Origin of the sequence: Streptomyces sp. NPDC056503 (genome assembly GCF_042794995.1) — a bacterium.
Classification (GTDB): domain Bacteria; phylum Actinomycetota; class Actinomycetes; order Streptomycetales; family Streptomycetaceae; genus Streptomyces.
This window is the reverse complement of sequence record NZ_JBHTST010000202.1, coordinates 1-10,355: the sequence shown is the minus strand read 5'-3', so window position 1 is coordinate 10,355 and position 10,355 is coordinate 1. Positions and strand designations below refer to the sequence as shown.

Annotated in this window: 9 protein-coding genes; 3 read left to right on the top strand and 6 right to left on the bottom strand. The window is 71.8% G+C overall.

Annotated features, from left to right (window positions below; all coding sequences use genetic code 11):
- Positions 1 to 239: 239 nt before the first annotated feature.
- A complete protein-coding gene (locus ACFQ8C_RS35065) occupies positions 240 to 1,574 on the top strand; it encodes a UDP-glucose dehydrogenase family protein (protein ID WP_383465712.1) in 1,335 nt (444 codons plus the stop codon).
- An 80-nt stretch (positions 1,575 to 1,654) separates the two neighbouring features.
- Here the strand turns inward: ACFQ8C_RS35065 and ACFQ8C_RS35060 are convergent, their stop codons facing one another.
- The 4 genes from ACFQ8C_RS35060 to ACFQ8C_RS35045 all read right to left on the bottom strand — a co-directional run bounded on the left by ACFQ8C_RS35060 (position 1,655) and on the right by ACFQ8C_RS35045 (position 5,586).
- A complete protein-coding gene (locus ACFQ8C_RS35060) occupies positions 1,655 to 2,575 on the bottom strand; it encodes a membrane dipeptidase (protein WP_383465710.1) in 921 nt (306 codons plus the stop codon).
- 149 nt (positions 2,576 to 2,724) lie between these two features.
- On the bottom strand, positions 2,725 to 3,921 hold the full coding sequence (locus ACFQ8C_RS35055) for a dipeptidase (protein ID WP_383465708.1): 1,197 nt from the start codon (positions 3,919 to 3,921) through the stop codon (positions 2,725 to 2,727).
- Complete coding sequence (purE, locus tag ACFQ8C_RS35050) at positions 3,918 to 4,415, bottom strand: 5-(carboxyamino)imidazole ribonucleotide mutase (protein WP_383465714.1); 498 nt, start codon at positions 4,413 to 4,415, stop codon at positions 3,918 to 3,920. Before purE ends, ACFQ8C_RS35055 begins: the two co-directional genes overlap by 4 nt.
- 31 nt (positions 4,416 to 4,446) lie before the next feature.
- On the bottom strand, positions 4,447 to 5,586 hold the full coding sequence (locus tag ACFQ8C_RS35045) for a 5-(carboxyamino)imidazole ribonucleotide synthase (protein WP_383465706.1): 1,140 nt from the start codon (positions 5,584 to 5,586) through the stop codon (positions 4,447 to 4,449).
- Positions 5,587 to 5,769: 183 nt separating this feature from the next.
- Here ACFQ8C_RS35045 and ACFQ8C_RS35040 point away from each other — a divergent pair, with 183 nt between their 5' ends.
- Complete coding sequence (locus ACFQ8C_RS35040; protein ID WP_383465704.1) at positions 5,770 to 6,300, top strand: GtrA family protein; 531 nt, start codon at positions 5,770 to 5,772, stop codon at positions 6,298 to 6,300.
- A 48-nt stretch (positions 6,301 to 6,348) separates the two neighbouring features.
- On the opposite strand, the gene ACFQ8C_RS35035 is transcribed toward ACFQ8C_RS35040, so the two are convergent.
- Both ACFQ8C_RS35035 and ACFQ8C_RS35030 read right to left on the bottom strand, forming a co-directional pair.
- Positions 6,349 to 7,620, bottom strand: a complete 1,272-nt coding sequence (locus ACFQ8C_RS35035) for an ATP-binding protein (protein ID WP_383465702.1) — start codon at positions 7,618 to 7,620, stop codon at positions 6,349 to 6,351.
- Between the two features lie 69 nt (positions 7,621 to 7,689).
- On the bottom strand, positions 7,690 to 8,367 hold the full coding sequence (locus tag ACFQ8C_RS35030; protein ID WP_351103661.1) for a response regulator transcription factor: 678 nt from the start codon (positions 8,365 to 8,367) through the stop codon (positions 7,690 to 7,692).
- Between the two features lie 429 nt (positions 8,368 to 8,796).
- On the opposite strand from ACFQ8C_RS35030, the gene ACFQ8C_RS35025 reads away from it, so the two are divergent.
- Positions 8,797 to 10,302 (top strand): peptide MFS transporter, encoded by a 1,506-nt coding sequence (locus ACFQ8C_RS35025; protein ID WP_383465700.1) that lies wholly within the window; start codon positions 8,797 to 8,799, stop codon positions 10,300 to 10,302.
- Positions 10,303 to 10,355: the final 53 nt, after the last annotated feature.

Here is a 10,355-nt window from a genome sequence, read left to right as displayed (position 1 = left end):
ACCGCCGCCGCGAACGGAGCGATCTTCGCCTCCGCCAGCGCACGCACCGACTCCCGGAGCATCTCGTGCTCCTCGGAGGTCCGGTACAGGTCGAAATCAGCAGATCCCGCCACGTTCACTCACTCCCACGCTTGCTAACTACCGTTAAGTAACCCAAAGGGTAGGGCGTAACCGGGGACTCTGTCAGGGCACGACTATGCTCGGGCAGGCAGTTTCGCCCGACGTCACTGGAGTCCCGCATGGCCCTGAAGATCACCGTGATCGGCACCGGATACCTCGGCGCCACCCACGCCGCGGCCATGGCGGAGATGGGCTTCGAGGTACTGGGGCTCGACGTCGTGCCCGAGAAGGTCGAACTGCTGGCCTCCGGGCGGGTCCCGATGTACGAGCCCGGCCTGGAGGAACTGCTCGCGAAGCACGTCGCCGGGATCGAGGGGTCAACCGGCCGACTGCGGTTCACCACCTCCTGGGAGGAGGTCGGCGCCTTCGGCGACGTCCACTTCGTCTGTGTGAACACCCCGCAGAAGCACGGCGAGTACGGCTGCGACATGAGCTACGTCGACGCCGCCTTCGCCTCCCTCTCCGCCGTCGCCCGCGCGGGCTCGCTCGTCGTCGGCAAGTCGACCGTCCCCGTCGGCTCGGCCGAGCGGCTCGCCGGCGTGCTGCCGGAGGGCGTCGAGCTGGCCTGGAACCCCGAGTTCCTCCGCGAGGGCTTCGCCGTCCAGGACACCCTGCGCCCCGACCGGATCGTCGTCGGGGTGCGCGGCACGGACGGCGCGCGGTCCGAGAAGCTGCTCCGCGAGGTGTACGCCGTCCCCGTCGCCGAGGGCTCGCCCTTCGTCGTCACCGACTTCCCGACCGCCGAACTGGTGAAGACGGCCGCGAACTCCTTCCTCGCCACCAAGATCTCCTTCATCAACGCCATGGCCGAGATCTGCGAGGCGGCCGGCGGCGACGTCGCCAAGCTGGCCGAGGCCATCGGCCACGACGAGCGGATCGGCAACAAGTTCCTGCGGGCCGGCGTCGGCTTCGGCGGCGGCTGCCTGCCGAAGGACATCCGCGCCTTCATGGCCCGCGCCGGCGAGCTCGGCGTCGACCAGGCGCTGACCTTCCTCCGCGAGATCGACTCCATCAACATGCGGCGGCGCGGCCAGATGGTCGAGATGGCCCGCGAGGCGCTCGGCGGGGACTCCTTCCTGGGCCGCCGGGTCGCCGTCCTCGGCGCCACCTTCAAGCCGGACTCGGACGACGTCCGCGACTCCCCCGCGCTCAACGTGGCCGGCCAGATCCACCTCCAGGGCGGCCAGGTGACCGTCTACGACCCCAAGGGCATGGAGAACGCCCGCAAGGTCTTCCCGACCCTCGGCTACGCGGACTCGGCGGTGGAGGCCGTCCGGGGCGCCGACGTGGTGCTGCACCTGACCGAGTGGCGCGAGTTCCGCGAGCTCGACCCGGCGGAGCTGGCCTCGGCCGTCTCCTCGCCGGTCCTCCTCGACGGCCGCAACGCCCTGGACGGCGAGCGGTGGCGGGCGGCCGGCTGGACGTACCGCGCGATGGGCCGCCCCCGCGCCTGAGCGGGCGGACGGGAGGAAGGGGCGCACCGGGGGATCCCGGTGCGCCCCTTCCCGTACCCCGCGGGTCAGGCGCCCGCGGGTCAGGCGGCGACCGGCCTGATCCTGTTCGTACGGGAGAGGAACTCGGTCTCGCGCAGGGCCCGGGTCGCGTTGCCGTGGGCCAGGCCGACCAGGTCACGGGCCGGCCAGCCGCGCCGCAGCAGCTCCGCGAAGAGCGGGACGTAGCCGGCGGTCCGGGTCGTCAGGTGGGAGAGCCCCGTGGACGCGGGCCCGGCCCCGTCGCGTACCCGGTCGAGGAGGTCGGCGGTGGCGGCGGCGTCGTCGCCGACGGCGACCATGCAGACGGCGCCGTTCTCGCCGAGCAGCCGCAGCACGTCGTCCGGGAGGGCGTCCGGCTCGGCCCGGGTGAGCAGGGCGGGCGCGCGGGTGACGGCGAGGACCTTGCGGACGGTGTCCTGGTCGGCGCCGGTGAGGTCCACGGCGAGGCCGATGCGGTTCATCTCGCGGACCGCCTCGCGGGCGAAGCGGTCGAAGCGGGTGAGGTTCACCGCCCGGACGCCGAGGGCGTGGTAGGCGCGCAGGGTGGCGGCGGAGCCGCCGAGGGCGGTCCAGCTCACCGGCCCGAGGAGGGCGGCGACCCGGCCGCAGTTGCGGGCGTGGACCATCTCCGAGGTGGAGCTCGCGAGGCGCAGGTCCTCGGGGCAGGCGGCGACGAGGGCGCGGACGGTGTCGAGGCGGCGCAGGGTGCCGATCACGTCGTCCGAGTCCACGCGCAGCGACCAGAGCTGGGCGCCCGCCTCCTGGGCGCGGGCCGGCGGCAGGTCCTCGGGGTCGAGGAGGCCGGGGAGTTCGGTGTGCCCCTCGATGACGGGCTGGGCGGCGAGGATCGCCCGGGCGCGGGCGGTCTCGTCGAGCGGCGGGGGTGGTGGCTCCGGGGGTTCCAGCGCGCCGACGGCGCCGGAGGCGGCAGAGAAGGGGGGATGATCGTCTAGATCTGCCATGGCACTACTCACACTTCCGAACTCGGTGATGCAGTACTACCCCGCCAGAGGAGGCGGGGCAGTACCGTCCACCGTGCCACCGGGGCCCTTCCGGAGCCCGTCGGACTGCGCCGTACGGGTGAGCCCGGTCAGGCCCGGTCCGGGTGCCGTCAGGCGCCGTCGAGCTGGGCGATCGTGGCGTGCGAGGCGGGGGTGCGGGCGGCCACGTCGCGGGCGACGGACTCCGCGTCACCCAGCACGCGGAGCGCGTTCGACCAGGTCAGCTTGGTGAGGTCGGCGCGGGACCAGCCGCGGTCGAGGAGTTCGGCGATCAGGTTGGGGTAGCCGGCGACGTCGTCCAGGCCGGCCGGGGTGAAGGCGGTGCCGTCGAAGTCGCCGCCGATGCCGACGTGGTCGACGCCGGCCGCCTCGCGCATGTGGTCGAGGTGGTCGGCGACGGTGGCGACGGTGGCGACCGGGCGCGGGTGCTCCGCCTCGAAGGCCGCGTGGAGGGCCTTCGCCCGCGGCGTGGTGTCCAGGTGGTGGAAGCCCTGGGCGCGGAGGTTCTCGTCGGCGCGCAGGGTCCACTCGACGGCCGCGGGCAGGACGAACTTCGGGACGAAGGTCGCCATCGCCACGCCGCCGTTGGCGGAGAGCCGCTCCAGGACGTCGTCCGGGATGTTCCTCGGGTGGTCGCAGACCGCGCGGGCCGAGGAGTGCGAGAAGATCACCGGCGCGGCCGAGGCGTCGAGGGCGTCGCGCATGGTGGTCGCGGCGACGTGCGAGAGGTCGACGAGCATGCCGCAGCGGTTCATCTCGCGGACGACGGCGCGGCCGAAGGCGGTGAGGCCGCCGTGCCGGGGCTCGTCGGTGGCGGAGTCGGCCCAGTCGTTGTTCTCGTTGTGCGTGAGGGTCATGTACCGCACGCCGAGGGCGTGGAAGGCGCGCAGGGTGGCCAGCGAGTTGTCGATCGAGTGCCCGCCCTCGGCGCCCTTGAGGGAGGCGATCCGGCCCTCCGCGCGGGCCTTGGCGACGTCGTCGGCGGTCCGGGCGGGCGCGAGGTCGGCCGCGTACCGCTCGACCAGCCGGTCGACGGCGTCGATCTGCTCCAGGGTGGCGCTCACCGCGTGGTCGCCGGCGAGCCGGCCCGGGACGTAGACGGACCAGAACTGGGCACCGACCCCGCCGGCGCGCAGCCGGGCGAGGTCGGTGTGGAGGGAGGCCGAACGGTCGCCCGCGATGTCGAGCTTGTCGAGGTCGTAGCCGCACTGCTGGCGCAGCGCCCACGGGAGGTCGTTGTGCCCGTCGACGACGGGGGCCTCCGCGAGGAGGGCACGGGCCTCGGCGAGCCGCTCGGCCGCGCTCACCGGGCGAACCCGAAGGAGTCGGTTCCCTCGACCTTGGCGCGGAGCCGCTTGCCCTTCTCGGTGGCCTGGGCGTTGAGGTCCTGGAGGAACGCCTCCATGCGGGCCTGGAGCTCGGGGTCGGCGGCGGCGATGATCCGGGCGGCGAGGAGACCCGCGTTGCGCGCGCCGGCGACGGAGACGGTGGCGACCGGGATGCCGGCGGGCATCTGGACGATCGAGAGCAGCGAGTCCATGCCGTCGAGGTACTTCAGCGGCACGGGGACGCCGATGACCGGGAGCGGGGTGACGGAGGCGAGCATGCCCGGCAGGTGGGCGGCGCCGCCGGCGCCCGCGACGATCGCCTTGAGGCCGCGGCCGGCCGCCTCCTCGCCGTACGCGATCATCTCGCGCGGCATCCGGTGGGCGGAGAGGACGTTCACCTCGTACGGGATCTCGAACTCGTCCAGCGCCTGGGCGGCGGCCTCCATGACGGTCCAGTCGGAGTCGGACCCCATGGCGATGCCGATGAGCGGGTTGCTCGCCTGGTTACTCAACGATCGTCCCTCGCAGGTAGTCGGCGGCGTGGCGGGCGCGCTCCAGCACCTCGTCCAGGTCGTCGCCGTAGGTGTTGACGTGGCCGACCTTACGCCCGGGCTTCACGTCCTTGCCGTACATGTGGATCTTGAGCTGCGGGTCCCGGGCCATGCAGTGCAGGTAGCCCTGGTACATGTCCGGGTAGTCGCCGCCGAGGACGTTGCACATCACGGTCCACGGGGCGCGCGGGCGGGGGTCGCCGAGCGGGAGGTCGAGGACGGCCCGGACGTGGTTGGCGAACTGGCTGGTGATCGCGCCGTCCATGGTCCAGTGGCCGGAGTTGTGCGGGCGCATCGCCAGCTCGTTGACGAGGATCCGCCCGTCGGTGGTCTGGAAGAGCTCCACGGCCAGGTGGCCGACGACGCCGAGCTCCTTGGCGATCCGCAGGGCCAGCTCCTGGGCCTGCCCGGCCAGCTCCTCGTCGAGGTCCGGGGCGGGCGCGATCACGGTGTCGCAGACGCCGTCGACCTGGCGGGACTCGACCACCGGGTAGGCGACGGCCTGGCCGTGCGGGGAGCGGACGATGTTCGCCGCGAGCTCGCGGACGAAGTCGACCTTCTCCTCGGCGAGCACGGCCACGCCGGCGAGGAAGGGGTCACGGGCGTCCTCGGCGGTGCGGACGAACCAGACGCCCTTGCCGTCGTAGCCGCCGCGGACGGTCTTGAGGATGATCGGGAAGCCGCCGACCTCGTCGGCGAAGGCGACCGCGTCGGCCGGGTCGGCCACGATGCGGTGGCGGGGGCTGGGGGCGCCGATCTCGTCGAGCTTCGCCCGCATCACCCCCTTGTCCTGCGCGTGCACCAGGGCGTCGGGCCCGGGGCGGACGGGGATGCCGTCGGCCTCCAGGGCGCGCAGGTGCTCGGTGGGGACGTGCTCGTGATCGAAGGTGATCACGTCGCAGCCGCGCGCGAACGCGCGGAGCGTGTCCAGGTCGCGGTAGTCGCCGATGACGACCTCGCCGGCCACCTGCGCCGCCGAGTCCTGCGGGGTGTCACTGAGGAGCTTGAACTTGATGCCGAGGGGGATGCCCGCCTCGTGCGTCATGCGGGCGAGCTGCCCGCCGCCGACCATGCCTACTACCGGGAACGTCACCCTCTTAGGGTATCCGCACCATCGATGAACACGTTTCCGGCTGTGGATTGACACAAGGGGTGACGGGGTAAGGCTCGGTTTTCCACAGGTTTCCCGCCTACCCGGGCGGGTGACAGGGGAGGCTGGTTAGCATGAGTGGGTTGACGTCACCCGGACGTCACCCGACGGACGGACCGACCCCCCATGAGCGAACCCGGCGCGCTGCGCATGCGACTCGCCCTGCTCGGCCGTGAGGTCGCCAAGTTCGGCGTCGTCGGCGGTCTCGGTGTCCTGGTCAACCTGGTCGTGTTCAACCTGGTCCGGCACACCACGGAGCTTCCGGTGGTGCGGGCCAGCCTGATCGCCACGGTCGTGGCCATCGCCTTCAACTACGTGGGGTTCCGCTACTTCACGTACCGCGACCGGGACAAGTCGGGCCGCACCAAGGAGATGACCCTCTTCCTGCTGTTCAGCCTCGTCGGGCTGGTCATCGAGAACGGCATCCTCTACGCGGCGACCTACGGCCTCGGCTGGAACTCCTCGCTCGCCAGCAACTTCTTCAAGTTCTTCGGCATCGGCGTGGCGACCCTCTTCCGCTTCTGGTCGTACCGCACCTGGGTCTTCCGCGCGCTGCCGGCGAAGGAGGCCGTGCAGACGGCCGAGTCCTTCCTGGAGCAGGCGGAGCCGGCGGCGCCGCCCCGGCAGTCCCGGCGGCGGCAGCCGGACCACGTCTAGGCCGTCTCTTTCCGGTCTTGCCGGGCTCGCGACGCCCAGCACGGCCCCTCACCGCACGGGGCGTTCCTCGGGTTCCCCGGTGACGCCGCGGGCCTCCCTGCCCAGGAAGAGCGCGAAGACCGGCGGCTGCTGCTGGAGCAGTTCCAGGCGGCCCCCGTCGGCCTCCGCCAGGTCCCGGGCGACCGCGAGGCCGATGCCGGTGGAGCTGCGGCCGCTGACCGCCCGCTCGAAGATCCGCGCGCCGAGGTCGGCGGGGACGCCGGGGCCCTCGTCGGTGACCTCGATCACGGACTGGTTGCCGATGACGCGGGTGCGCAGGGCGACGGTGCCGCCACCGTGCATGAGCGAGTTCTCGATGAGCGCGGCGAGGACCTGGGCGACCGCGCCCGGGGTGCCGATCGCCCGCATGCCCTGCTTGCCGGAGCGGACGATGGCGCGGCCCGCGCTGCGGTAGGCCGGGCGCCACTCCTCGATCTGCTGCTTGACGACCTCGTCGAGGTCGAAGGCGACGGCGGAGCCGGAGCGGGGGTCCCGGGAGTTCGTCAGCAGCCGCTCGACGACGTCGGTGAGCCGCTCGACCTGGGTCAGCGCGATCGTCGCCTCCTCCTTCACCGTGTCCAGGTCGTCGGCGAGGGCGACCTCCTCCAGGCGCATGGAGAGCGCGGTCAGCGGCGTACGGAGCTGGTGGGAGGCGTCGGCGGCGAGCCGGCGCTCGGCGGTGAGCATCCGGGCGATCCGCTCGGCGGAGGCGTCGAGGACGTCCGCGACCCGGTCCAGTTCGGGGACCCCGTACCGCTTGTGCCGGGGCCTGGGGTCGCCGGAGCCGAGCCGCTCGGCGGTCTCCGCGAGGTCGGTGAGCGGGGAGGCGAGCCGGTTCGCCTGGCGTACGGCGAGGAGGACCGCGGCGATGACGGCGAGCCCGGCGACGGCGACGATGATCAGGGCGGTGCTGCCGACCTCGGCGGTGACGGCCGAGCGGGACTCCTCGACGACCACGGTCTCGCCGCGCTCGCCCGTCGCGTCGCCCCGGATGACGCTGTCGGTGGGGCGGGTGCCGATCTCGATGGGCGGGCGGCCCGGGATGGTGACGAGGGCGTACCGCTTCGCGCCGCTCTGCTCCGCGAGGATGTCGGGGTTGACGGGCTCGCCGCCGACGAGACGGCTGTCGACGATCGAGACGATGCGGAGGGCTTCGGCCTCGACGCTCTCCTGTGCGCTGCTGGTGATCGTCCTGGTCTCGATCAGGACGAGGGAGACGCCGAAGACGGCGATGACGACGAGGACGACGGCGAGGGTGGAGGTGATGAGGCGGCGGCGCACTTGCCCTCCCGGGCGGGGTACGGGGACTGCGGCGGGGGGGCGTGGTGCGCGGGGGCGGCCGGGGTCCGGTCAGCTCTTCTCGAAGCGGAAGCCGACGCCGCGGACGGTGGCGATGTAGCGGGGGTTGGCCGCGTCGTCGCCGAGCTTCTTGCGGAGCCAGGAGATGTGCATGTCGAGGGTCTTGGTGGAGGACCACCAGGTGGTGTCCCAGACCTCGCGCATCAGCTGGTCACGGGTGACGACCCGGCCCGCGTCGCGGACGAGGACGCGGAGGAGGTCGAACTCCTTCGCCGTGAGCTGGAGCTCCTCCTCGCCCATCCACGCGCGGTGCGACTCGACGTCGATGCGGACGCCGTGGGTGGCGGGCGCGGGGGCGGGCTCGGTGGCGCCGCGCCGGAGGAGGGCCCGGACGCGGGCGAGGAGCTCGGCGAGGCGGAAGGGCTTGGTGACGTAGTCGTCGGCGCCCGCGTCGAGCCCGACGACGGTGTCGACCTCGTCCGCGCGGGCGGTGAGGACCAGGATCGGGACCGTGTGCCCGTCGGCGCGCAGCCGGCGGGCGACCTCCAGGCCGTCCATGCCGGGCAGGCCCAGATCGAGCACGACCAGGTCGACGCCGCCCTGGAGGCCGGTGTCGAGCGCGGACGGCCCGTCCTCGCGGACCTCGACCTCGTACCCCTCTCTCCGCAGGGCGCGGGCCAGCGGTTCCGAGATGGATGCGTCGTCCTCGGCGAGCAGTACACGGGTCATGGGGTGATGGTAGTCCGCACGGGTGCCGGGCCGGGGCGGGATCACGAGGCGCGGGTCGACGCCTCCGAAGCAGGGTGCGTAACCTCTACATCACCTTGGATTGACGCCTGTTGGTTCCTTCGCCACCTGTGATCCATCTCTCAAGTCCTTCCATATCCGGCACTGTCGTGTCGTATGGTGGCGAGACGTCTGTAGCGGTAAACGGGGACCTTTGGACTGCTTCGTCAGCCAGGGTCCTCTTTTCTGCTCAGGGTCGGCTCGGCCGACCCGGAGACGGTGAACGACCTGTGGGCCGGGTCCCGCGGCGCGAAGACGCGCGGCGGGGCGTGGATCCCGGGCGGGGTGCGAACACCCCACCCGGTGCCGGCCACCCCCCACCGGGCGCATCACGCTCACGAGGCGTCGCGTCCCGACAGAGCAAGGATCGACATGGCGGCAACGACCGTTTCCGCGGGTTCGGAGAAGACCTTCTTCGGTCACCCCCGCGGCCTCGCCACCCTCTTCATGACCGAGATGTGGGAGCGTTTCTCCTACTACGGCATGCGGGCGCTTCTCGTCCTGTACCTGGTCTCCGGCGGCGCCGACGCGGCCACCGGCAGCCAGGGTGGCGGACTGGCCATGACGGCCGCCACGGCCACGGCGATCTACTCCGTGTACGTGTCGATGGTCTACCTGATGGCCATGCCGGGCGGCTGGTTCGGCGACCGCGTCTGGGGTGCGCGCAAGACCGTCGCGATCGCCGGTTTCGTGATCATGGCCGGTCACCTGTCGCTGGCGCTGCCGGGTCAGGCGATGTTCTTCGTCGGTCTGGCGCTCGTCGCCGCCGGCTCCGGTCTGCTGAAGGCCAACATCTCGACGATGGTCGGCCACCTCTACGACGGCCCGGACGACCCGCGCCGTGACGGTGGCTTCACCCTCTTCTACATCGGCATCAACCTCGGTGCCTTCGTCGCCCCGTTCGTCGTCGGCACCGTCGGCGAGAAGGTCAACTGGCACCTCGGCTTCGCGCTCGCCGCGGTCGGCATGGGCGTGGGCCTGGTCCAGTTCCTGATCGGCACGAAGAACCTGAGCCCGAAGAGCAACACCGTCCCGAACCCGCTGAGCCAGGCCGAGCGCAAGAACGTCCTGGTCAAGGTCGCCACCGTGCTGGTCGTCGCCGCCGTCTTCTACGGCGTCGTCGTCGCCATGGGCATGTACACCCTGAACTGGGCGATCGTCCCGATCACCCTCGCCGGCCTGATCATCCCGGTCGCCGTCCTCGTCCGCATCAAGCGCGACAAGGACCTGTCGAAGACCGAGCAGTCGAAGATGACCGGCTACATCTGGTTCTTCGTCGCCGCCGCCGTCTTCTGGATGATCTACGACCAGGGCGGCTCGACCCTGTCGCTCTTCGCCGACGGCAAGACCGCCGACACCGTCCTCGGCTTCGGCTTCCCGGCCACCTGGTACCAGTCCCTGAACCCGCTCTTCGTCATGGCGCTGGCCCCGGTCTTCGCCTGGCTGTGGCTGTGGCTGGCCCGCAAGAACCAGGAGCCGAACACCATCGTGAAGTTCGCGATGGGCCTGGTCCTGGTCGGTGCCTCCTTCTTCGTCTTCATCGTCCCGATGAACATGGCGGGCGACGGCACCAAGGTCTCCCCGATGTGGCTCGTCTCGATCTACATGATCCAGACCATCGGTGAGCTGTGCCTCTCCCCCGTCGGCCTCTCGGTGACGACGAAGATGGCGCCGCAGAAGTACGCCTCCCAGATGATGGGCGTCTGGTTCCTCGCCGTCACCGCCGGTGACTGCACCACGGGTCTGCTCTCGCTGGCCGGTGTGGACCTGAACGGCACGGGGGTGATCGCCATGGAGGCGTCCCTCGCGGTCCTCGCGGGCTTCGCGGTCTTCATGTACCGCAAGAAGGTCCAGGCCCTCATGGGCGACGTGCACTGACGCACGGCCTCACCGCCTCGCGCACGGGACGGCCCCGGCACACCCTCAGGGTG

Excerpts from the sequence above, each read along its gene's own strand:
- ACFQ8C_RS35025 (WP_383465700.1), top strand. The coding sequence starts at position 8,797 with ATGGCGGCAACGACCGTTTCCGCGGGTTCGGAGAAGACCTTCTTCGGT.
- ACFQ8C_RS35060 (WP_383465710.1), bottom strand. The coding sequence starts at position 2,575 with ATGGCAGATCTAGACGATCATCCCCCCTTCTCTGCCGCCTCCGGCGCC.
- purE (WP_383465714.1), bottom strand. The coding sequence starts at position 4,415 with ATGGGGTCCGACTCCGACTGGACCGTCATGGAGGCCGCCGCCCAGGCG.
- ACFQ8C_RS35065 (WP_383465712.1), top strand. The coding sequence starts at position 240 with ATGGCCCTGAAGATCACCGTGATCGGCACCGGATACCTCGGCGCCACC.
- ACFQ8C_RS35040 (WP_383465704.1), top strand. The coding sequence starts at position 5,770 with ATGAGCGAACCCGGCGCGCTGCGCATGCGACTCGCCCTGCTCGGCCGT.
- ACFQ8C_RS35030 (WP_351103661.1), bottom strand. The coding sequence starts at position 8,367 with ATGACCCGTGTACTGCTCGCCGAGGACGACGCATCCATCTCGGAACCG.